Origin of the sequence: Bacillus thuringiensis, from assembly GCF_022095615.2 — a bacterium.
In the GTDB taxonomy this organism is placed as follows: Bacteria; Bacillota; Bacilli; order Bacillales; family Bacillaceae_G; genus Bacillus_A; species Bacillus_A cereus_AG.
In genome coordinates, this window is the sequence record NZ_CP155559.1 from 5,110,276 (window position 1) to 5,134,102 (window position 23,827).

The following is a 23,827-nucleotide window of genomic DNA, read 5'->3' on the forward strand; positions in this document are numbered from 1 at the left end:
AGTAAAAAATCTGAAAAACAATGTTTTTCGAACATTCGGAAAAATATAAGTTAATCTTTACAAAGAAAACGTTGCCACGTGTTACACAATCTTTTTTTATAATACATAAGGGGTTTCTTGATACACGTAATAATTTAGCCAATTAGAGAATAATAAGTTCCCATGACTCCTCCACCGTACAAGCGGTTTCTCATTTGGATTATTATGCTTAAAATAATTTTTTGGCACATCAATATTTAACCCTTTTTGGCGGTCTCGTTCGTATTCTTGCTTTAACGTATCACAACTATATTCACTATGCCCGAGCGCAAATACTTGTCTCCCTTCTTGCCCGATAACAAGATGAACACCTGCTTCTTCAGAGTTCGCCAACAATGTTAATTCTTTCACCTCTCTAATATCACTCTCTCGTACTTCTGTATGACGAGAATGCGGGGCGAAAAATAATTCATCAAACCCTTGTAACAATTTCACATGTTGCTCACGGACTTCATGTTCAAATACGCCAAACATTTTTTCCTTCAGAGGATACTTTGGAACGCCATAATGATGATACAAACCAGCTTGTGCTCCCCAGCAAATGTGAAGCGTAGATGTTACATTCGTTTTTGAATACTCCATAATACGCCCAAGCTCTTCCCAATAATCTACCTCTTCAAAAGAAAGGGTTTCAACTGGTGCTCCTGTAATAATAAGTCCATCAAACCTCTCATTCTCAATATCACGGAATGTTTTATAGAAACTCGTTAAATGTTCCTGTGCTACATTACGAGACAAATGTGATTCCATATGAAGTAAATGAACATCTAATTGCAACGGTGTATTGCCAACTAAACGAAGTAATTGCGCTTCCGTTTCTTGCTTTGTAGGCATTAAATTTAATATAGCAATTTTCAAGGCCCGTATATCTTGTGTTTCTGCTCGTTCCTTCGTCATTACAAAAATATTTTCTTCCTGCAACACTTTGCGAGCTGGTAAATCTTTGTCAATTATGATCGGCATGTTCTTTGCCTCCGACTAGCGCTGCTTCTAAATCTGCAATAATATCAGAAACATCTTCTATACCAACCGATAAGCGAATTAAATCTGATGTAACGCCAGCTAAACGCTGATCCTCAGCACTTAATTGTCTATGAGTTGTACTAGCTGGATGTATCACGCAAGTTCGTGCATCCGCTACATGCGTTACGAGAGTTGCTAATTTTACATTTGCGATAAATTCTTTCGCTGCTTCTAATCCTCCCTTAATGCCGAATGTTAACACACCACTAGCACCTTTTTTCAAATACTTTTGTGCTAACGAGTAATTTTCATTATTATCTAATCCCGGATAATTCACCCATTCAATACGTTCATGGTTAGCAAGCCACTTAGCAACTGCAAGAGCATTTTCACTATGACGTTCCATTCTTAAATGCAGCGTTTCTAAGCCAATATTGCTAATGTACGCATTGAATGGGCTCATACAGTTTCCGTAGTCTCTTAATAATTGAACACGCGCCTTCACAATATAAGCTGCTGCACCAAAATTTTGAACATAACTTACGCCGTGATAACTTGGATCTGGTTCGACAAGTTCAGGATATTTCCCATTTGTCCAATCGAAGTTGCCTCCATCAATGACAATGCCACCTAAAGAACTTGCATGACCATCAATATATTTCGTCGTAGAATGAACGATAACATTTGCTCCATGTTCAAATGCTTGGCATAAATAAGGAGTTGCTAATGTATTATCCACGATAAAAGGCACTTCCAACTCTTTCGCTGCATCTGAAAATTCTTTGAAATTTAAAACGTTCATCGCCGGATTTCCTAACGATTCTGCATAAACAAGTTTCGTCTTATCATTAGCAAGGGCCACAATTTCATCAGCAGTTAAATTCGGATTAAAGAAGGTAACATCAATACCAAGCTTACGCAAACTCACTCCAAATAAATTAAACGTTCCGCCGTAAACTGTGGAAGAACAAAGTAAGTGGTCTCCGCTACTACAAATATTCAAAACGGCAAGCATAATAGCAGCCTGCCCAGAAGCCGTTGCAACAGCTCCTACACCGCCTTCTAAATCTGATAACTTTTGCTCAAATGCAGCTAAAGTAGGATTTCCAATACGCGTATATATATATCCTTCTGCCTCTAAATTAAATAGCGCTGCTAAATCATCCGAAGTATCGTATTTATACGTCGTACTTTGATAAAGCGGTAAAACACGTGGTTCACCATTCTTTGGTGTATAGCCACCTTGCACACAAATTGTTCCTTTTCCCCATGATTCTCCCATCTCTCATTCTCCTTTCTTTTATACAAAATAAAAAACTGCTCCTTTCCTGAAAACAAGAAAGGAGCAGTTTGAAAACACGCTCTAAAGGCTCTTTCTTATCTTTCAGGATTATTACCTGCAGGATTTGGCACAATTCCGTTATACGGCTGTTGCCAAGGTTTCATCGGGCCTGTCCCTCCACCTTTTCTTGATAAGACTATGCAATTACCGTTGATTTTATAGCAATAATTTCCTAGTGTCAATTGGTTTTTCTGAATGTTCTAAATTAACCGCAAGGGATTTGACATGCATAACAAAAGAAATATATTCCATATCTATTTGAAAAAGACCTTTTAAAACCCTCGATTACTATATAAAATTAAGTGAGTAGTTTAACTGTATACATTTCAAATTCTCACGAGACCTCAATATATTGAATAAGCCAACCTCTCAAAAAGATACTATACATATTCATTTCATTTCACAGTAGCATATTTAATTTTTTCGACATTAAAAATCACATAAAGGAGGTATAACATGAGAAATACAAAAGACATGCACTATATGCTCGTCCTATATGGCATTCTTTTAGGCTCTATAGTAGGAGCAACAGTCTGGTTATTTTTAGTTACAATAAATATCGGCATTCACTTTATTTGGGGATACTTACCTACTATTTTCTCTTCTCCCCCGTATTACACTATTTGTGTAACAACTATCGGTGGGATTCTCGTTGGTTTAACCCAAAAATACTTCGGCACATATCCACGTCTTATGCCGGAAGTGATGGGTGAATATAAAAAAACAGGTAGAATTGAATACCGTTTTGTACATAAAGCTACTTTAACTGCGATTATCGTTTTAATATTTGGAGCTAGCTTAGGTCCAGAAGCAGCACTTGTTGGAATTATCGGTGGACTTTGTACATGGGTAGGGGATCGCTTTACATTCGCCTTAAAAGGAATGAATGAACTAACAGAGGTTGGAATTGGTGCTACTTTAAGTATAATTTTTAATGCGCCATTATTCGGTTATTTAGCTCCAAATGAAAATGAGGGTGAGCAAATTAACGAATTTTCTAAAGGGAAAAAAGCAATTGTATATTTAGCTACCACTTTCGCTGGTTTTTCCGTTTATTTATTACTTAGTAAATTCGATAATCGTGGATCCTTTATCGTTGATTTCGGAGAAGGTTCCCTTTCTCTCAATGAATGGATTGCCTTTCTACCACTTGCTAGTATTGGTGCTATAGTTGGTTTCTTTTATTTCAAATTAGAATTCACATTAGAAAAGTTCATTCATCCTTTTAAGGAATACAAACTTACACTTGGAATTATCGGTGGTATTTTATTAGGAGTTACAGGAACTTTTCTCCCGTACACATTATTCTCAGGAGAACATCAATTAAAAGATTTAGTCGTTGAATGGAGCCACCTATCCTTCTGGGTACTACTTCTTTCAGGGGTTTTAAAATTATGTATTACTGCCATTTGTTTAAATACAGGTTGGCGCGGTGGACATATTTTCCCAATTATATTTGCTGGATCTAGTATCGGATATGCTATAGCGTCCATTATCCCGATAGATCCAATTGCTTCGGTAGCCATCGTCACGACAGCAATTTCAAGCTACGCATTAAGAAAACCAATTGCTATAACATTACTATTACTCATGTTTTTCCCGCTCAATTTACTATTACCGATGCTTGGAGCGGCAGCGATTGGTAATGCATTTCCACTTCCTAAAAATAACGAAGCTACAAACGAATAAAAATAGGCAGTAGGGACAAAAGTTCCACTGCCTATTTTTATTACACATGTTGCTTCAATAGTGCGTATAACTCTTCAAAATTTCGCACTTCATATGTTGGCACAATCTCGCTTTTATTTGATTTATTTGCTGGATTAAACCAACAAGTATCAATTCCCGCTACATATCCACCTTTCATATCAGCACTTAACGAATCCCCAATAATGAGCCCTTTTTCAGGGGAAAAATTAGGAATCCGTTCAAAAACATAATCAAAATACTCTTTCATCGGCTTTTGGAATCCTGTATCTTCAGAAACGAAAATATCTTTAAACAAGGCATGTAATCCTGCATTACGTAAACGTTTATCTTGCGTCTTAGAAATACCATTTGTCACTATATATAAATCATACTCACTTTGAATTTGATTTATAAATTCAAACGCACCTTGCATAAGTTGGTCTCCTTCTTCTAAGTAACTGCGATAATTATTTTCGAATAATACCCCATCTACTTCTTCCCCGTACTCTTTAAACAAAATCGAAAACCGTGTATTTACAACCTCATCACGGTTTATTTCACCTTCCTCAAAAGCATCCCAAAGACTTTTATTAATTTTTTTATAGTGCCCTTCAACCTCGCTAGTTAGAGGAATCCCTTTCTCTTCAAACAGCATACGTAACGCCACTTTCTCCGCCTTCTGAAAATCTAACAATGTATCATCTACATCAAATAAAAGTGTTTTATATTTTCTCATAAACCCTTCACACTCTCTTTTCTACAAAAACAAATTTACATAAATCGTATCATTCTTTCTTGTAAAAATAATAGGAGATATCTCATACTAAACATGAGGTGAAAATATGAAAGTTAGCAAAAATAGCGAAGAAATCTCTCATTACATGCAAACTTCCAACTTCCATACTCTTTTTTCTTTTAATGTCTTACCGTATGCTGAACTACATTCTTTTAAAAAGAAAGAAAGGATATGTACTGAAGGAGTTGATGTTCCTTATCTTTATTACTTAATTTCCGGGCAGGCGAAAATATATATGAGTCATAAAAATGGAAGAGTCTCCTTAATTAACTTTATTCAAGCACCTTCTTTCATTGGAGAATTAGGGTTAATTGGTGTGGAATCCGTTACGAAAACAGTGGAAGTGATCGAAGATTGTATGTGCTTAGCGCTCCCTCTTAAAGATTGTCGGCATCTTTTGTTGCAAGATGCTACCTTTCTACAGAAACTATGTAAATTTATCGGCGAAAAAACAATTAGCCGAACGGAAAGTTACGCCAAAAACAATAGTTATCCGTTCGAAAACCGATTAGCGGCGTTTATTCTATTAACAGAACAAAATAACAGTTATACAGAAAAACATACCGAGGCCTCGGAATACTTAAATGTCAGCTACCGCCATCTTTTATATGTATTAAACCAGTTTTGCCAACAAAATTACTTAAAAAAAGACGGAAGAACCTATTATATACAAGATCGGATTCAATTAGAAAAACTGGCTGACGAACTTAAAATATAAAAAAAGTAGCATTAGCGTTTACCTGCTAATGCTACTTTTTTCGAGTGACGATTCTATTTTCAATTAAAATTTGCTTGCTACTTTAGCCGCTTCTTCAAGACCAGCTGCAATGATTTCTTCTGCTTTATCTGGGAATTGGTTATGCCCTTCGATAACTACTGTTTCCATATTTGTTGCACCGAAGAAGCCCATCATGCTTGCTACATATTTAACAGCCATTTCTACTTCAGCTGCTGGACCTTCAGAATATACGCCGCCGCGCGCGTTTAATAATGCAATCTTCTTATCCCCGATTAGGCCAACTGGACCTTCTGGTGTATATTTGAACGTTTTACCAGCACGGTTTAAATAATCAATATATGTGTGTAGCACTGCTGGAATCGTTAAGTTCCATAATGGGAAGCCGAAAACAACTTTATCAGCTTCTAGGAATTGATTTAAATACTTATCAGCAACTGCTACTGCTTTTGCTTCCTCTTCAGTTAAATCAAATCCTTTACCTGCTTTGAATGTACCATTAATCATATCTACGCCTACATATGGTAATTCTTCTTTATATAAATCAAGTTCTACTACTGTATCATTTGGATGTGCTTCTTTATAGTTTGCTAAAAATGCCTCGTATAATTTCACACTAACTGCTTGTTCCGCTGGACGGTTGTTTGCTTTTACAAATAAAACTGTTGCCATTGTTTTTCCTCCTAGTACTCACTCTTCTGTTGTTATATGCTTTCAAAAAAGGTATCCCTTGTAATTGTCGTTTTGTTGCTTACAAACATATTTTATATTTATATCAAGACAATTTCGTCCTCACATAGACGTATTTTTCCATAAAAAAAGTCCACCTCCTAAAGGCGAACTAGGTCTTACGACTTTTGTCTTATACAATTCCATTTTTCACTGCATATAATGCCGCTTGTGTGCGATCAGATAAATTCAACTTACTCAAAATACTACTTACATGAGCTTTTACCGTTTTTTCTGTAATAACTAAAACGGAAGCGATTTCTTTATTACTCATCCCTTTCGCTAATAACTGCAACACTTCATTTTCTCTCGCTGTTAACACATCCACTTGAATGGAAGGTTCTTCTTCTTTTTCTTCCACAGGTAATGTTTGAGAGAGGAGAGCATTTGCTATATCTGGATGTAATTGAATATTACCTTTATATGCGCTTCGAATAGCTTCAACAAGCTGATCCGGTTCTACATCTTTTAAAATATAGCCGCTTGCCCCCGCCCTTAGCGCCGGTAAAACATGCGCCTGATCAGAAAAGCTAGTTAATACAATTACTTTCACATTTGGATATTCTTTTTTGATGCACGCCGTCGCCTCGACACCATTCATTTCGGGCATGTATAAATCCATTAGTACCACATCAGGATTCGTCTCCCCTACTTTCACTAATGCCTCTTTCCCATTATTTGCTTCTCCAACTAACGCTAAATCTTCCTGTGTACTTAAAAAAAATGCTAATCCTTTTAAAACGACTGTATGATCATCAACTAACAATACTTTTATTTTCACAAACTTCCCTCATTTTCACATCATAATGGTACGTTTACTTTTACACTTGTTCTTTTCTTATCACTTATAATTTTAATTGTTCCACCAACTAATTCTACTCTTTCACGCATCGTAGTCATACCGAGTGATTTCTTCTCTTTTATATTCTTTTCTACAAAGACGTTTCCTTGATCGACTATTTCTAATGATACATTCTTCTCCGTCACTTTGAAATAAATCGCCGCTTCTCTGACATTCGCATGTTTACTTACGTTATTTAAAGCTTCTTGTCCAATTCGCCATAGCGCTTCCTCTACTACGCGCGGTAAATCACGAACACCTGTAACTTGTTCCCGAATTTTCAATCCCAAACTTTCACCATATTGTTTTAAAGCTGGTAATAGTCCTTTCTCTAATCCTGCTGGACGTAGTTGCCAAATTAACGTCCTCATTTCTTTTAAAGCTCCTTGTGCTAGTTCACGCATCTCATGCAAAGATCGATCCACCTTTTCATTTTGACCTTTTAAAACTGCCTCAGCGCCTTTTGTCATAAAGGTTAACGAAAATAGCTTTTGTGAGACAGAGTCATGTAAATCCCTCGCTAACCTATTTCTCTCTTCCATTCGTACAAGTTCACGTCGTTGCTCATTTAACCTTAAATTTTCTATCACGAAAGAAATATGATTTGTTATTGCTTGAAGTACATCTATCGTATTCACATCAAATTCACCATTATTTGAACTAACACATAAAACACCAAATATATGACTTTGAATCTGTATTGGTGTAGCGATAACTGTCCTATTAGAGGCTATCTTATGACTAATTTGATGGTTTAATAAAATAGGTTCACCTTTTTCTAACGCTTCTTTCGCAGCTTCTTTTATATCCTCTGGCAATTCTTCCTCGCAATAAGATGCCCGCAAGGATAATTCTTTCTCTTCCCTAATAAAGAATGCGACTTGATTCCAGTAAAACACTTCACCTAATTGATTTACAACTTTTTCAGGCAATAGATTAAATTGATGAATCGTCCTTAAAACTTGAATGAACCGTTCTAATTTCACATAATAATGCGCTCTTCGCTTTTCATTTTCATATAACTTTGCTCGTTTTAAAGCCGTTCCAATTTGGAAGGCAACTGATTGAAGCAATACTAATTCTTCTTCTGAAAAATGTGTTTTACCTGGGCTTGCCACATTTAACAAACCAAATTTTTCTCCTCCAGCTTTTAAAGGAACCGTAGCATGATGAAGAATCCCTTCCGTATCACCCCAATTATATTCAATTGCATTATTAATTCTTTTACATTCAATAATATTAACAGCTCGCTCTAATTTCCCATCCACAAAGCCACGTAAACACCAACATTCACCTTCACACATCGGACGTTTGTTTTCATATGTAAGTGCCTCTGGTAACTGGTAATCAATTAATTTTGTGTATCTCCCATTTTCATCCGCAAGAAAAATCCATCCTGTCGTTAAACCTGTTACACTAAGTAATTTTTCTAACACTGCTTGCAATACATGATATGTATCATTTGATGTATTTAGCGTTTCTGCAATTTCTTTTAATATAACTAATTCATTTGTACGATTATCTCGAAACATACCTAATCTCCTACATACAAGATTTTAAATCGCCCCTCAAGTAAATCATCTACTTTTCACTTTGTACTTATTCGTAACATTGATATAATGGTGAAAACATAGTTTTCATTATATCACTTGAGGGGGATTTCATAATGACATTAAATAAAGCACTTACTATCGCTGGTTCTGACACAAGTGGTGGTGCTGGTATACAAGCAGATTTAAAAACATTCCAAGAACTTGGTGTATACGGAATGACATCTCTTACGACAATCGTAACGATGGATCCACATAACGGTTGGGCACATAACGTATTTCCAATCCCAGCTTCTACATTAAAACCACAATTAGAAACGACAATTGAAGGTGTTGGAGTAGATGCTTTAAAAACAGGTATGCTTGGATCAGTAGAAATTATTGAAATGGTTGCTGAAACAATCGAAAAACATGATTTCAAAAATGTAGTAGTTGACCCTGTTATGGTATGTAAAGGTGCTGATGAAGCATTACACCCTGAAACGAATGATTGCCTACGTGACGTTCTTGTTCCAAAGGCATTAGTTGTAACACCAAACTTATTTGAAGCTTATCAATTAAGTGGCGTAAAGATTAATTCTCTTGAAGACATGAAAGAAGCAGCGAAAAAAATCCACGCTTTAGGCGCGAAATACGTTCTAATTAAAGGCGGTAGCAAGCTTGGTACGGAAACAGCAATCGACGTCCTATATGATGGAGAAACATTCGATCTTCTAGAATCAGAAAAAATTGATACGACAAATACACACGGCGCAGGTTGCACATATTCTGCTGCAATTACAGCAGAACTTGCAAAAGGAAAACCTGTGAAAGAAGCAGTAAAGACTGCTAAAGATTTTATCACAGCTGCTATCCGTTATTCATTCAAAATCAACGAATACGTAGGTCCAACACACCACGGTGCATATCGTAAATTCGTTGCATCAAAAGAACTTGTCTAACATATAAATGAAAACACCCACAGAGTTTATATATTTCCTCTCTGTGGGTGTTTTTTTATAAGTACTTCTGGTCATCCTATCTTTAAGATGCAGAACTAACCTGATTTCTACCATTTCTTTTGGAGTAATATAATGCATCATCAGCAGCTTGAATAAATCGCTCTGGTGATTCTTCATACACTGAAATTCCTACTGAAACTGTAATTTTTATTTTTGTTCCATTTAGCAATTGAAATGGATGGTTTTCAACAGCCGTGCGAACTTGTTCCCCCATACGCATTCCATAAGCTAATCCCTTCTTTGGTATCAAAAGCGCGAACTCTTCTCCACCCTTTCGAAAAGTCAAATCCGGAAACATTGAAACTTCTCGTAAAATATGCCCCATTTGTTTTAATACTTCATCTCCCGCAGGATGCCCATACGTATCATTTACACACTTAAAATGATCAATATCTATAAGTAGTAAACAAAGTGAATCATTTTTCATGCGCTTATTACCAATATGACGATTCATCTCTAAATCAAACTGTCTTACGTTTCCTAGACCTGTCAATGCGTCTATCGTTGCATATTGCTTCATCGTTTGAAATAACTCATTGGATTGTAAAACGTAATTTGCACTTATGAATGTTATGTAGCCTGTAATAATACTAGAAATTAAATATAATCCCACGATGGTAATATCTTTAATTAACCATATATATAGTGAGGGGATTAGAATAGATAAAATATATGTATGTAACCATGCCCACTTTTCTCCTAGAGAAAGATTTAGACGTGAAATAAAAATACTACCTACTCCTATCGCAACAATTGTATAAAAAGCTACTTGAGAAGCTAATGAATAATCCATAAATAATAACCTAGTTACTAAAATCATACTAACAGCTATAGTACTTGCTATTGGACCTCCAATTATAACGGCTAGAATAACAGCTAAGTAGCGCAAATCCAATAGGATGGTACCAACATGAACACCAAAATACATTAGTAATATACCTAATATTCCAGTAAGAATACCTACTACACATTTCTGCCAAAAAGAGAACCCTTCTTTTAACGGTTTATCTCTTAAGAGCTGACCTCCAACAAAAATAAAGGAAAGAATAATTGTCGTGTTTACAAATAAGTCCCTTAACATAAAATAATCTCCCTACTTTTCTATCTATCCCTTTCCTTATTTTATTGTATACGAGATACCTATAATTCCCAAAGCTTTTTATTTTTTGCTGTTCCACGTGAAACAGCAAAAAATAAAAAAGGACGAAAATTCGCCCTTTTTATTAACAACAGCGTGATATCTTTCCGCCCTTTGCATTAAATCTAGCCTCTTGCGCTTCTGCAAAAAATTGTTTTTGACAGACAACCTCTTCTTCTGGATGATGCTTTTTCATATGCTCTACATATGTTTCATAACTTGGTACCCCAACAAGTAAACTAATAAAGTGTTTTCTTTGTCCCCATACTTTCCATAGTCGTTTAAGCATAATAGTTCCTCGACTCACTTTCATCTCTAGAAATATATGGCGCCTCTTTTAGCGGCATCGGCTTATTTCTTAATACTTGAATCCAAATTCGAATTGCAGAAATTAATACAGCGATTACAACTATCATAAAAATCCCGCAAAGCGCTGCATCAATATAATCATTGAAAATAATTTGCTTCATTTGAGCGATATTTTTAGCTGGTGCTAACACTTTTCCTTCATCTAATGCTCCCTGAAACACCTTTGCATGAGATAGAAATCCTATTTTAGGATTTTCATGAAATAGCTTTTGATACCCCGCCGTCATCGTTACAATAAGCAATCCGACAGTTGGAATAAGTGTTACCCAAACATATGCCTTTTTCCCCATTTTGAATAAAATTGTCGTTCCAAGTAATAATGCAATCCCTGCTAACATTTGATTTGCAATACCGAAAAGTGGCCATAATGTATTAATTCCACCAAGCGGATCTACTACCCCTTGGTATAAGAAATAACCCCATCCTAATACACATAACGTTGTAGCTATCACATTCGCTAATGTAGAATCCGTTTTCCCAAATGGCTTATATACATGCCCTAAAATATCTTGAATCATAAATCGGCCTACACGCGTTCCAGCATCAATCGTTGTTAAAATGAATAGCGCTTCAAAGAGAATCGCAAAATGATACCAAAAGGCCATCATGGCCGTTCCACCTATTACTTGTGAGAAAATATATGCCATACCTATCGCTAACGTTGGTGCACCACCTGTGCGTGATAAAATTGTTTGTTCTCCAACGTTTACAGCAAGATCTTTTAGTTCATTTGGTGTAATAGCAAATCCCCATGAAGAAATAACTTGAGCTGCCTGCGAGACATCCGTACCGATAAGTGCTGCGGGACTATTAATTGCAAAATACGTTCCTGGTGTTAATACACAAGCTGCAATCATCGCCATCGCCGCTACAAATGACTCCATTAACATTGCCCCATAACCGATTGGCTGTGCATGTCCCTCTTGTTCGATCATTTTTGGCGTCGTACCTGATGAAACGAGAGCATGGAATCCAGACACCGCACCACAAGCAATTGTAATAAATAAGAATGGGAATAAGTTTCCAGAGAAAACAGGACCTGTTCCATCGATAAATTTCGAAACTGCTGGCATTTGTAAATCTGGTGCTACAATTAAAATACCGATTGCTAATCCAACAATTGTTCCAACTTTTAAAAATGTGCTTAAATAATCACGTGGTGCTAAAAGCATCCAAACTGGTAAGGCCGATGCGATAAATCCATATACAATAAGCATAATAGCAATCGTTTCACCGCTAAACGTGAACATGCTTGCAAGCGTTGGATGTTCTGCTACATACTGTCCTCCAATAAGAGACAGTATAAGTAGAATAATTCCGATTACTGACCCTTCACCAACCCGGCCAGGCCTAATGTAGCGCATATACACTCCCATTAAAATAGCGATAGGAATCGTTGCTGCTATTGTAAACATTCCCCACGGACTTCCGACAAGCGCCTTTACTACTACTAATGCTAATACCGCTAATAAAATAATCATAATGCCTAAAATGCCTATCATTGCAATAAGCCCTGTAACAGGACCGATCTCATCTTTAATCATTTCTCCCAAAGATTTACCATTCCGTCTCATCGAAGCAAATAAAATTACAAAATCTTGTACAGCTCCAGCGACAACTACCCCAACAATAATCCATATTGTCCCTGGTAAATATCCCATTTGCGCTGCCAAAATAGGTCCTACTAAAGGGCCTGCCCCAGCAATTGCTGCAAAATGGTGCCCAAATAATACCCACTTATTTGTCGGAACATAATCTTTTCCATCGTTTAATGTATGGGCTGGCGTTTGCCGATTATTATCTAAACCAAATACCTTTCTCGCTATAAATCTACTATAAAATCGATAAGCAACTGCATACACACATACCGCAGCTACTAAGAGCCACACGGCATTAATGGTTTCACCTTGTGATAAAGCTATTACACCAAAAGCACCTGCGCCTACTGCTGCAATAACTCCCCATAGTAAAATCGACTTCAATGTTTTCACATACAATCCCCCCAATACTATTGCTTAGTGGGATTGTACTAAATTTTCTGAATATTTAATTTGAATCCTCCTTATCATGAAGGATTTTTAGTTTATCATGTTAAAAATTTCGCATTATCTACTATAATTCTATTTTATTTCGAAGTTTTTTCACGTAATTCCGACTAACTGGAATCGGTTGCTCATCATATTTATCTAAATACAAATTATATGTGCCATTATAATAAGGTTTTAGTTCTTGTACATATGACATATTAATTAAATAACTTTTATGTACGCGTAAAAAATCATATGCATTTAACTTATTTTCCAGCTCCTGCAGTGTATATGTTGAAATATACTGATTATTCGTTGTATAAATTGAAACCGTTTTGTTTTCCTTATTTTTGCTTATATATACAATATCTTCAGGGAAAATATATCTAATCCCCTCTTGACCTTCTATCGGTAGTTTTCGCAAATAACTCTTTGCTTTCTCGCCTTGCTCTTTACACATTCTATATAAAAGGAATTGCAAATCTTCCTCACGAAATGGGCGTAGTAAATAATAGAATGCTTGAAAACGAAATGCCGTAATCGACTCTTCTATATCTTCACCCATAAAAATCAATTTCGTATAACAATTTACTTCCCGTAATAAACTCGCATATTCAAAACCAGTTCCATCTAATAATTTTGAATTCAAGAAAACAAAATCTGGTGTATGCTTTTTCATGATAAATAATGATTCTGTTCCCGTATTCGCTTCAAAACATTCTACATTCTTTATATTTTCAGTGAATTTCTCAGCTAAACTTCTTCGCTCTTCTACTTCTTCCATGATCAGTAAAATTTTCATTTCTTCAACCACCTAATTCTTTTGTCCATATGTCCTGTTGTATACATTCGCTTTTATAAGAAACATTCCCTTTTTCTTACTATACCATTATTTATCTAAAAAAACAGAAAAAAGGAAACCACGACGGTTCCCCCTGCCCTTTTATTCCATTATTTGTAGGTAATAAAACTCACTGAATGCGAAATTTTACTGCCCCAAAAACGCAATTGGTGCTGGCTAATAATCAGTGAGAGATACCCCCTCACCTTATGCTAATTCTCGCTGCTTCGTTTCTTGCCCAAGCGCAATTACAGCAACTACACCAATTAAAATTGATCCACAGAAAATCGTAAATATTAGTGATAATGAAGCCTGTGAAGCAACTAAATATCCTACTAATAGCGGCCCAAGAATACCACCAATACGACCGAATGCTGCTGCCATCCCTGCACCTGTACCACGAATAACCGTTGGATACTGTTCCGGTGTATAAGCGTATAATGCACCCCAAGCACCTAAATTAAAGAAGGATAGTAACATGCCTGCTACGATTAATACTGTTAATGACTCCGCCACACCAAACAAGTAAGCACTACACGCTGTACCGATTAAATACGTAACTAAAACAAACTTACGACCAAGTCGTTCAATAAACCAAGCCGCTGTGAAATATCCTGGCAATTGAGCTAACGTCATGATAAGTACATACTGGAAACTTTTTATTAAACTAAATCCTTTTAATACCATTACACTAGGTAACCAAAGGAACATCCCATAATAAGAAAAGACAACAGAAAACCATAGAATCCATAACATAATTGTTGCCCTACGATATTCCCCAGACCAAACTGACTTTATATTTTCAATAACGGATGGTCTTTTTTCAACCTTTTGGAATCTCGGTGAATCCGGTAAATTCCATCTTAAATATAAAGCATATAGTGCCGGAACCGCGCTCAACACCATTGCAACTTCCCAACCATATTTCGGAATTACAAAATACGAGATAAGAGCTGCAATTAACCATCCACCCGCCCAAAAGCTTTCTAATAGCACAACTATTTTGCCACGTTCATGTGCTTCAACACTCTCTGATACTAATGTAGAAGCAACTGGAAGCTCTCCGCCAAGCCCCATACCAATTAAAAATCGTAACACAAGGAACATCGCAAATGTCGTCGTTAAAGCAGTTAAACCACTACCGATAGAAAATAGTAATAATGTAATAATAAAGACTGATTTCCGCCCTATTTTATCTGATAGTATTCCAAAAACGAGTGCTCCGACAGCCATACCAATTGAATTAACGCTGCCTATCCATCCCATTTCTTGCGTACTTAATCCCCAATCTTTTTGCAATGCTACCATTACAAATGAAAGCATTCCAACATCCATTGCATCAAATAACCAACCAAGCCCTGCTATACCAAGTAGCTTTCGCTTCGAAATTTCTTTCACCTTGCCCATAAGAAGTCCTCCTTACACAGCTGTCTTTACACATCATTTTACATGTGTGAATTGTATAAGTAAAATACTTTCGTACAAAAAAATTCTCCTTCATCATTCCCAAAAAGTAAAATACTTATCCCACTATTTGAGGGCAGTAAGACTCCCATCTCAAAATTCAGCTGAAGCAAAGAGGTTAGATAGAAGATCAACTGCCGTTAAACATCCGATTGGTGAGGGATAACGATCAGTGGTGGATGAGCAAAACCTCGTTTTATTAAAAATGACCAAATAAAAAAGTAGCGATATTTCGCTACTTTTTCGAACGCATGACTTCTTTTAAAAATTCCGCTAATACTAACTGACGACGCCAGCGCGTCGGATTACTACACAATCTATAAAACCACTCTAAGTTAATCGCTTGAATCCATTTTGGTGCACGTTTTACCTCTCCAGCCCATACATCTAAACTTCCGCCCACTCCAACAGCCATCTTCGTTTCTAAACGATGCTTATTAGTTTGGATAAAGTTCTCTTGTCTTGGGAAACCAAGCGCGACAAGTAATAAATCTGGTTTTGCTTCTTGAATACGAGAAACGATATTCTCTTCTTCTTCTTGTTTAAAGTACCCATCTTGTGTACCCACAATAGATACAGCTGAATACGTCTTCTTTAAATGATCTGCTGCAGCTTGTACAACATGCGGTTTTGCACCAAGTAAGAACACAGATACCGGTTTCTTCTCTTCTGATAGCTTCGCAAATAGATTACACATTAAATCAAAACCTGCTACACGTTCCTTTACGGGTGTACCAAGTAGACCACTTGCTTTTACAACTCCAATACCGTCAGGTGTAATTAAATCTGTATTTAATAATGTTTTATGGAATGTTTCATCCTTTTTTGCACACATAACAATTTCAGGATTTGCTGTTACTACCTGAAAAGTATGAGTTCGCTCTAATTCTAGTTGTCCCTTCAAATATTGGATCGTTTCATCCATTGTCATTGTAGAAAAAGGAACACCTAGAATATCAACCGTTTTTACTTCCATGATTAACTATCCTCTCTATTTCAGTAAAAGTTTTTTATATGCATTATAAGTATCTTCATACAAATTCTTTAGCGAGAAATGAGTAGATGCATGATTATATAAACGATTTCCCATCGCTTCTAATTCACCATTCAACCATTTTTCATAAGCATTTTCTAACGCGCTTGCTAACGAATTCGCATCACCGATCGGTACAATCCATCCATACGTATCATCAACTATTAACTTTTTCATATCACCTACATTTGTTGCAATAGATGTTAAGCGTTGATTAGCTGCTTCTAATAAAACAAGAGGGAAGCTTTCGCTATAAGAGGTTAATAAATTAATGTGTGCAGATGCATATAATTCTTTTGAATCTGTACGAAAACCTAGAAAAATCACCTTATCCTCTAAGCCCTTTTGTTTCACCATCTCTTTTAATTCTGCTTCTATAGGCCCATCACCAAGCAAGAGCACCTTTATATTTGGAATTTTAATTTTTTGCAACGCTTCAAATAAAATATCGTGACCTTTAACAGGATGAAGACGCGCTACTTGAACCGCTGTAAATACTCCTTCATCGATACCAAATTCACTTTTATCATAAGGTTTTGCTGGAGTATTATCATACTCGATTCCATTATAAACCGTACAAATCTTCTCTTCTGGTACACCTAGTTTTATTATGTTTCTCTTAAAATTTTCCGTAATTGCAAAGAATAAATCTACCTTCCTGAAAGAACGTAAATTTAACTTCGTAAATACCCATCCTTTTAATCCCCTCTTCATAAAATCCAAAGTTGGATCACTGTGGACAGTCATTATCCATTTCGCTTTTATACCTTTTTTCAAGAGGGAGAGATAGAAATTTGCTCGTGCGCCATGTGTATGCACAATGTCAAATTGATTTTCATTAATAAATGCTTTTATTTTTGAAAGAATTGATAGGTCGTACCGAGATGATTGGGTAAAAACATGCACTTGAATACCAAGGTTTCTCGCCTCTCTAGCAATCGCACCTTCTTCAAATACCATTAATTCCACTTCTTCCTTTGAAAATTGAGATAAAAGTGAAATAATATGTGTTTTCCCCCCACCTTCTTCTGCACCAGCATTCATATGCAACACTTTCATTTCTTACATCCCCCATTTTTTCTTTTTATTTACTATAACAAAATAAAAGCTAACATATGCTAGCTTTTATTTTTCTATCATTCAATTTCCAAGTCAACTATTAAATATGCCATGATTAATACTAAGTAGAAACTCACTCCAGGTGCAATTAAAATATGACCAGCCATGAATGAAATACCTAATCCAAGAAGTATTGCTGCAATCATCATTGCATATTTCACTGTGAATATTTGTTTAAATTTAGTAAATATACATGCAATAAATTTAATACCAAAGTATAAGAATGGAATTACAAGTAAAATGAACCCTATGATTCCGAAAGAATAGAACCAGTCATGGAAGTCACGTTCAATTAATTTCGGCTGTTCTTTATAGTTACCAGCATAACCCATTCCTAATAATTTTTGAGACATTGGGGCTTCATTATAGAAATCTTTATACATCTGTTCAAATAATTGACGCCCACTAAAAATAAGAGCTTGCGTTTCTTCTTTCTTCTCCGCTACTTTTTCTTTTGCTTTTTCTTTCTCTTTTTCTTGCTCTGTCACAGGAGGTTTGTGCTCTTTAGCTTCCTCCTTCTTTTTCTCTTCCTTTTTCGCACTCTGTTCTTGTTCAATTAATTGGAAATGGAATCCCATATTTTTCATAAACGGTGAAAAAGGTGTATATGCCAATATGCCTACAAATACAGTTATTGCAAGAAAACCATTTAATAAATAGGCATGTTTCTTTCCATCTTTACGCTGTGTAAATGCTTGAATAAAGCACATAACAACTGCGATAGCCATTGATCCAAAGATTGCTCCTACGCCAACCTTTGTCCCAATTGCAAATAGTGAATAAACAACTAAAATTGAAGGAATCCAATAGTATGCTTTACCTATACTTTTTGTTTTTTCGATTGAATACAAAATAACAATTGGACACATAATGGCTAAAATAGATCCTAGCTCGTTACCTGCATAAAACCAACCGCGTGATCCTAACTTTACCCATTCATAACTATTATAATCTGTTCCAGTAGTAATCGAAGCTACCATTACTACTCCTATAATTAGCGATGCATACGTAATATAGTCACGCATTTTTGAATTTGAATGGCTTTTTTCTTTTAAAGACTTAAATACAAACACATAACAAGTAAGCATAACAAACGGATATAATGCTTTTGCTATAAACTTAATTTCCTCTGTAAGTACCATAGGATCTTTTGTAAACTTATTATTTACCAATCCGATGGTGAAGACTATTCCTACTAAAATTATATACAATATATATTTTATATTTCCTTGTTTCTTCGTTTGAATTAAAATATATATCCCGCTTAGGAACATAACGAATAAGCGTGTAATAACTCCAATGGTCGTATCAATTTTTAAAACCATTATACAGAATGCCGTGAGCAAATCTAAAATTGGTTGCAACAAAATAAAGATTAATAGAAAATTTTCAAATTTATTACTTTTACTATTTTCGCTTAACATCTAGAACCTCCATAACTATTACCTAATTTCAATCTATACTGTTAATATTTTTTTCTTATCTCAAATATTTATTATAACATATATTTTTTAATTAAACGTCTCACATTTCTCCCCAATCTTACCTTATAGAAAAAAGCATATTTGCATTTTCAAGCGCTTTCTTTCCTCATTTTTTCTTTTTTTCTACATGTAAAGAAAATGCATTGTTATTTACATAACTTTAGTGTATATTTTTTCTCTGGAACATCTTTAGGAGGAAGGGATTACAGCAATGTTATTAATCGACATATTTACGTTTCTTGGCATTATCGCCGCTGCTATTTCCGGTACATTAGTTGGTTTAAAAAAAGATTTAGATTTATTCGGTGTCCTTTGTTTAGCTGTAGCTACTGCGCTCGGCGGCGGTATTATTCGTGATATTATGATCGGTAACCTGCCTCCTGTCGCATTTGTTAAACCCATTTACTTTTTCGTAAGCGTATTATCAGCATTATTCACTTGTATGTTTTTTGAGCGTATCAATAAACTGCAAGTCGTTATTATGCTTTCTGATGCTGTTGGCCTAGGTGTTTTTACAGCCATTGGTGCAAATGCGGCAATGTCACATCATGTTGACGCCTCATTCCTAGTTGTTTCAATGGGAGTCATTACAGGTATTGGAGGCGGTATTTTGCGTGACATTTGTGCTCAAGATATCCCTTACGTATTCCGAAAAGAGATTTACGCAATCGCTTCTATTTTAGGAGCAATTAGTTTCCTAATCACATATGCAATGGGGGCACACGTATTAGCTTTCTATGTTTGTTTATTAGTAACATTCACTATTCGTGTTGTCACTGTAATATATAATGTACATTTCCCAGTTTTCTTTAAAACACATGCTAAAATTAATAAAGGCCATTAAGAGAATTCTACATAGAATTCTCTTAATTTATATACTATTCTACACACTAATGTAGAGTAATTGTATATAAAAATATATAATTATAATATAACTAAAAATGAAAACGCTTTATATACAGGAGGGAAGAACGATGCTTGGGGTTTTTAAAAAACATACAAATAAAACACACGCCAGTATACTTGAATTAAGTAAGGATCAACAAATCACTTTTAACGTGCCTACTAATTCTGAATTGAAAATTCAAATGGATATGCTACATATTTCAAAGGAAGATTTACAAATCGTAAAGATACTACAGCCCTTTATTTATGAAGAAATTGATTGGATTACGGAAAAATTCTATGCCAATATTACAAAACAGCCAAATTTAATTACTATTATTGAACGTTATAGTTCTATTCCAAAACTAAAGCAAACTTTAAAAACACATATAAAAGAATTATTCAGCGGAGATATGCATGAAGATTTTATTGAACAACGTGTTCGAATTGCAAAAAGACATGTACAAATTGGCTTACATAGAAAATGGTATACTGCCGCTTATCAAGAATTATTCCGCTCTATCATGAAGATATTGCAAACAAGATTTAAAACAATTGACGACTTTTCACATTCTATAAACGTGATAAATAAATTATTCACCCTTGAACAAGAACTCGTTATTTCGGCTTATGAATCTGAATATGAAAGAATGCAAAAAGAACATGAAAAAGAAAAAGAAATAACCGCTATGACCATTACGCATATTGCCACAGAACTAGCATCTGTATCTGAAAAAACGAGCGCTTCTATTCAACAGTTAACCGCTAAATCTGAAACTATTGTAGAAATTGCCAAAACAGGTACTTCATTAGCTACAACATCGGAAGAAAAAGCGAATAAAGGGAAAGAGCAATTAAATCAGCAAAATAAACGAATGGAATACATTCAAACGAACATGGAAACGATCATTACAGATACTCATGAACTTCTCAATATTTCTAACAAAATTAATGAAATCATAGATATTGTAAAATCAATTGCAGAGCAAACAAATTTACTCGCACTAAATGCTGCTATTGAATCTGCTCGTGCTGGGGAATTTGGTAAGGGCTTCTCTGTTGTAGCTGGAGAAATTCGCAAGTTATCGGAGCAAACGAAAGAATCTATATTCAACGTTACAAAGCTCGTTGAAAAAACAAATGAACAAATTATTCGTGTCTCTTCTTCAGTGAAACAAATCAGCTCCCTCGTATCTGAAGGAACGGATGGTATGTCTGCAACAGATCAATACTTCCAAGAAATTGTAAAAGACATGTCTAACTCGAAAGAACAGAATAAAAAAATTGAAAATGAGTTAGAAACCATTTCACAAGTAATGAAAGGAATTCAAGACGATTCCTCAAAAATGGCTCTAACAGCTGATAGTTTACAACTGGAACTAAACCGATAGAGTGAAACTTATGTCAGTAGAGATTCTTTATCTCCGCTAACTCTTAGTCTTCATCTTCCATCCATAAAAAAAGAATCCAAACTGGATTCTTTTTATTTTCTAAAGAATATTTTTTGACAATACACATAACTCATATACACACCAAAGCTTTGCAAAATAAACAAGGCTGGCACGATAAGATTGTAATATGCCATATCTACTTGGAAGAGCCTTAACAATACGTATCCGCCAATTAACAAAACGAACAACATATACCCTTCGTTTTGTTGTTTCTTAATAAGAAAGTGTAATAAAGCTATAGACATAAATAATGTTACCGCTATGTATATAAGTTTTTCACATTTAAATAGAATAGAATGTATTCCCTCACCTGAGAATTGATTAATTACTGGCTTTAAAAGTTTAAATCTTTCTTCTTCAATCTCTTTTAGCTTTTGATCAATATGCTCTGTTACGCTTTGATTCTTTGTTGTTTTTTCCTCATTTTTACTTTTCCCAATTAAAACAGATTGAACATACGTCTCATTTGAAATTGTATATTGTGACATTCCCATTGTCTGAATTCCATAACTCACACCAAAATGAACACTATAAAATAGAATAAGTATCCCTATCATCTTTAATAGTACTTTTTGCTTCGTTGCTGATTGAAAGAGTTCAATTAACAACACATATACAGCAATAAAAATAGGAAGAAATAACCCCATTGGGAAAATCATATTACTACATGCAAATAAAATTGCTGAAAGTACCCACATATAAGGATGATCTAAACCTTTATATAAAAGTATGTAACAAGCCAAATAAAATAAAAATATTGCGAGCGATTCTGATGTTAATAAGGAACTCATAAATATATTCGGAATATATAAAGCGTAAAATACAGAGGCAATACGGCCGCATTCTTCTCCAAAAACCATTGCTGCAATACGATAAATGAAAAATGCAGTCCCTGTGCAAAATAAAATATTAAATAACTGCAATGCGAATACTGTATCGCCAAATACACGAATAATAATTGATTCATAAATAATAAAGGGCAACTGCGCTATGTTCTCTACGTTATTACCAATTGCAATCTGCTTTGCAGACTCAAACATAGCTTTCATATCACCAATTATTGGAACATCTACAAATAGAACCATACTAAGCCTAACAATTATAGATGTACTTATAAGAAAAACAAGAAATTGTTTTTCTGTAAAACGATACTGTAAAATCGATGCTACTAACAGCATGAGAATAACAAAAATAACCAATACGATTGTTACACTTGTTGTACTGTCGCCAAAAAATTGTTTACTTGTTTCAAATGCTGACCAACAACTATAAACAAAAAATGCGAGCATCGCACCAATCATTATTTTACTGAAAAAAGACGAAAAATTTGTTTGTATATGATTCATATGTCCATTGCACCTCTATTTCCATTCATAACAAAACGATTCTATCATGAATAGGTACACAGCTGATAGGGAATTTCTATGACAAATACAGGGTCCTAATTTTTTCACTTGCAATGTAAGCGAATCCTCTTTTACACTACACTTTATATAGTAATAAATTTTCTTTCAGTTACATGAATACAAATACAGAAGTTTTACTAACCCTCTTCTGGAATTCTTTACTTCATTAAATATCTATCGATTTTTAATTTTTTGTACTCCACTTACAATACATGGAATTCTGATTGAAAACAGGAAATAGGGGCTGACCATATGGAAAAGAAATTTATGCGAGAATCCAAAGCAATTAAAACAACACGTGTTTTTCCAAACGATTTAAATAATCATCAAACACTTTTCGGAGGAAAATTATTAGCAGAAATTGATAGTATCGCTTCAATTGCAGCTGCAAGACATAGCCGGAAACATTGCGTAACGGCATCTATCGATTCTGTTGATTTTTTAACTCCAATTCACCAAGCTGATTCTGTTTGTTACGAAGCATTCGTATGTTATACAGGAAAGTCTTCAATGGAAGTGTTCGTAAAAGTAATTGCAGAGAATTTATTAGCTGGCGAACGTAGAATAGCTGCAACATGTTTCATTACATTCGTTGCATTAAAAGATGGAAAACCTTCATCTGTCCCACAAGTACTACCGGAAACTGAAGAAGAACATTGGCTACACACAACTGGTTCTGAGCGTGCAGAAAACAGGAAAAAAGGACGTGTAAAAAGCAAGGAAATGGCTGAAGTTTTAACTTTAAGTAAACCTTGGAGTATATAGACTTTCACCATTAAAACATCTTCTGAGCGAATAGCTATCACATATTCGCTCATTTTTTATAAACAATTCCACACCTTCATACAACCATTACTCCTTTTCACACATATTATGTAATATTTTTATACATACCCGCTCACTATTAACTTTTTCTAATTGATA

At 35.1% G+C, this 23,827-nt stretch carries 21 protein-coding genes, 1 pseudogene and 1 riboswitch; of the genes and pseudogenes, 7 read left to right on the top strand and 15 right to left on the bottom strand.

Annotated elements, in window-relative coordinates; translation table 11 throughout:
• Positions 1-96: 96 nt before the first annotated feature.
• Together metA and KZZ19_RS26495 are read right to left on the bottom strand one after the other, a co-directional pair.
• Positions 97-1,002: a homoserine O-acetyltransferase MetA gene (gene metA, locus KZZ19_RS26490; RefSeq protein WP_098342288.1), complete on the bottom strand. Its 906-nt coding sequence runs from the start codon at positions 1,000-1,002 to the stop codon at positions 97-99.
• A complete protein-coding gene (locus KZZ19_RS26495; protein ID WP_237981177.1) occupies positions 986-2,284 on the bottom strand; it encodes a bifunctional O-acetylhomoserine aminocarboxypropyltransferase/cysteine synthase in 1,299 nt (432 codons plus the stop codon). The genes metA and KZZ19_RS26495 overlap by 17 nt, the downstream gene beginning before the upstream one ends.
• A gap of 92 nt (positions 2,285-2,376) precedes the next feature.
• Positions 2,377-2,481, bottom strand: a riboswitch (SAM riboswitch).
• Between the two features lie 319 nt (positions 2,482-2,800).
• Between KZZ19_RS26495 and KZZ19_RS26500 the strand changes: the two genes are divergently transcribed.
• On the top strand, positions 2,801-4,033 hold the full coding sequence (locus tag KZZ19_RS26500) for a chloride channel protein (protein ID WP_237981176.1): 1,233 nt from the start codon (positions 2,801-2,803) through the stop codon (positions 4,031-4,033).
• Between the two features lie 40 nt (positions 4,034-4,073).
• Here KZZ19_RS26500 and KZZ19_RS26505 read toward each other — a convergent pair whose 3' ends face one another.
• On the bottom strand, positions 4,074-4,769 hold the full coding sequence (locus KZZ19_RS26505) for a YjjG family noncanonical pyrimidine nucleotidase (protein WP_237981175.1): 696 nt from the start codon (positions 4,767-4,769) through the stop codon (positions 4,074-4,076).
• Between the two features lie 106 nt (positions 4,770-4,875).
• On the opposite strand from KZZ19_RS26505, the gene KZZ19_RS26510 reads away from it, so the two are divergent.
• Positions 4,876-5,547 carry a transcriptional regulator YeiL gene (locus tag KZZ19_RS26510; RefSeq protein ID WP_237981174.1) on the top strand — a complete coding sequence of 224 codons (672 nt, stop codon included), beginning with the start codon at positions 4,876-4,878 and terminating at the stop codon, positions 5,545-5,547.
• 63 nt (positions 5,548-5,610) lie between these two features.
• On the opposite strand, the gene KZZ19_RS26515 is transcribed toward KZZ19_RS26510, so the two are convergent.
• The 3 genes from KZZ19_RS26515 to KZZ19_RS26525 form a co-directional block, all read right to left on the bottom strand.
• The gene (locus KZZ19_RS26515; RefSeq protein WP_000246724.1) at positions 5,611-6,237 is read right to left on the bottom strand and encodes an FMN-dependent NADH-azoreductase; all 627 of its coding nucleotides are present in this window, start codon (positions 6,235-6,237) and stop codon (positions 5,611-5,613) included.
• A gap of 190 nt (positions 6,238-6,427) precedes the next feature.
• Positions 6,428-7,075, bottom strand: coding sequence for a response regulator (locus tag KZZ19_RS26520; RefSeq protein ID WP_237981173.1), 648 nt, complete (start codon positions 7,073-7,075; stop codon positions 6,428-6,430).
• Positions 7,076-7,095: 20 nt separating this feature from the next.
• Complete coding sequence (locus KZZ19_RS26525; RefSeq protein WP_237981172.1) at positions 7,096-8,667, bottom strand: GAF domain-containing sensor histidine kinase; 1,572 nt, start codon at positions 8,665-8,667, stop codon at positions 7,096-7,098.
• 134 nt (positions 8,668-8,801) lie between these two features.
• Between KZZ19_RS26525 and pdxK the strand changes: the two genes are divergently transcribed.
• Entirely contained in the window at positions 8,802-9,626 is an 825-nt protein-coding gene (pdxK, locus tag KZZ19_RS26530) for a pyridoxine/pyridoxal/pyridoxamine kinase (protein ID WP_237981171.1), read from the top strand.
• An 82-nt stretch (positions 9,627-9,708) separates the two neighbouring features.
• On the opposite strand, the gene KZZ19_RS26535 is transcribed toward pdxK, so the two are convergent.
• The 8 genes from KZZ19_RS26535 to KZZ19_RS26570 all read right to left on the bottom strand — a co-directional run bounded on the left by KZZ19_RS26535 (position 9,709) and on the right by KZZ19_RS26570 (position 19,101).
• A complete protein-coding gene (locus tag KZZ19_RS26535; protein WP_237981170.1) occupies positions 9,709-10,767 on the bottom strand; it encodes a GGDEF domain-containing protein in 1,059 nt (352 codons plus the stop codon).
• 142 nt (positions 10,768-10,909) lie between these two features.
• Positions 10,910-11,113: a YbdD/YjiX family protein gene (locus KZZ19_RS26540; RefSeq protein WP_063223950.1), complete on the bottom strand. Its 204-nt coding sequence runs from the start codon at positions 11,111-11,113 to the stop codon at positions 10,910-10,912.
• Positions 11,106-13,184, bottom strand: a complete 2,079-nt coding sequence (gene cstA, locus KZZ19_RS26545) for a carbon starvation CstA family protein (protein ID WP_237981169.1) — start codon at positions 13,182-13,184, stop codon at positions 11,106-11,108. The genes KZZ19_RS26540 and cstA overlap by 8 nt, the downstream gene beginning before the upstream one ends.
• 121 nt (positions 13,185-13,305) lie before the next feature.
• A complete protein-coding gene (locus KZZ19_RS26550) occupies positions 13,306-14,022 on the bottom strand; it encodes a LytR/AlgR family response regulator transcription factor (protein ID WP_088098565.1) in 717 nt (238 codons plus the stop codon).
• 246 nt (positions 14,023-14,268) lie between these two features.
• Positions 14,269-15,468, bottom strand: coding sequence for an MFS transporter (locus KZZ19_RS26555; RefSeq protein WP_237981168.1), 1,200 nt, complete (start codon positions 15,466-15,468; stop codon positions 14,269-14,271).
• A gap of 292 nt (positions 15,469-15,760) precedes the next feature.
• Complete coding sequence (locus KZZ19_RS26560; RefSeq protein ID WP_348638017.1) at positions 15,761-16,501, bottom strand: WecB/TagA/CpsF family glycosyltransferase; 741 nt, start codon at positions 16,499-16,501, stop codon at positions 15,761-15,763.
• A 15-nt stretch (positions 16,502-16,516) separates the two neighbouring features.
• Positions 16,517-17,617: a glycosyltransferase family 4 protein gene (locus tag KZZ19_RS26565; RefSeq protein WP_237981167.1), complete on the bottom strand. Its 1,101-nt coding sequence runs from the start codon at positions 17,615-17,617 to the stop codon at positions 16,517-16,519.
• Positions 17,618-17,694: 77 nt separating this feature from the next.
• Positions 17,695-19,101, bottom strand: a complete 1,407-nt coding sequence (locus tag KZZ19_RS26570) for an O-antigen ligase family protein (protein WP_237981166.1) — start codon at positions 19,099-19,101, stop codon at positions 17,695-17,697.
• Between the two features lie 271 nt (positions 19,102-19,372).
• Between KZZ19_RS26570 and KZZ19_RS26575 the strand changes: the two genes are divergently transcribed.
• From KZZ19_RS26575 to KZZ19_RS31235, 3 genes and pseudogenes are all read left to right on the top strand, one after another.
• Positions 19,373-20,005: a trimeric intracellular cation channel family protein gene (locus KZZ19_RS26575; protein ID WP_088098570.1), complete on the top strand. Its 633-nt coding sequence runs from the start codon at positions 19,373-19,375 to the stop codon at positions 20,003-20,005.
• A gap of 250 nt (positions 20,006-20,255) precedes the next feature.
• Positions 20,256-20,633: pseudogene (locus KZZ19_RS31230) on the top strand (protoglobin family protein); the annotation flags it as partial.
• A complete protein-coding gene (locus KZZ19_RS31235) occupies positions 20,628-21,437 on the top strand; it encodes a methyl-accepting chemotaxis protein (protein ID WP_432442731.1) in 810 nt (269 codons plus the stop codon). The pseudogene KZZ19_RS31230 and the gene KZZ19_RS31235, both read left to right, overlap by 6 nt.
• A gap of 92 nt (positions 21,438-21,529) precedes the next feature.
• Here KZZ19_RS31235 and KZZ19_RS26585 read toward each other — a convergent pair whose 3' ends face one another.
• Positions 21,530-22,843 (bottom strand): ArnT family glycosyltransferase, encoded by a 1,314-nt coding sequence (locus KZZ19_RS26585; protein WP_088098572.1) that lies wholly within the window; start codon positions 22,841-22,843, stop codon positions 21,530-21,532.
• A 312-nt stretch (positions 22,844-23,155) separates the two neighbouring features.
• Between KZZ19_RS26585 and KZZ19_RS26590 the strand changes: the two genes are divergently transcribed.
• Entirely contained in the window at positions 23,156-23,668 is a 513-nt protein-coding gene (locus tag KZZ19_RS26590; protein ID WP_048560471.1) for an acyl-CoA thioesterase, read from the top strand.
• Positions 23,669-23,827 lie beyond the last annotated feature (159 nt).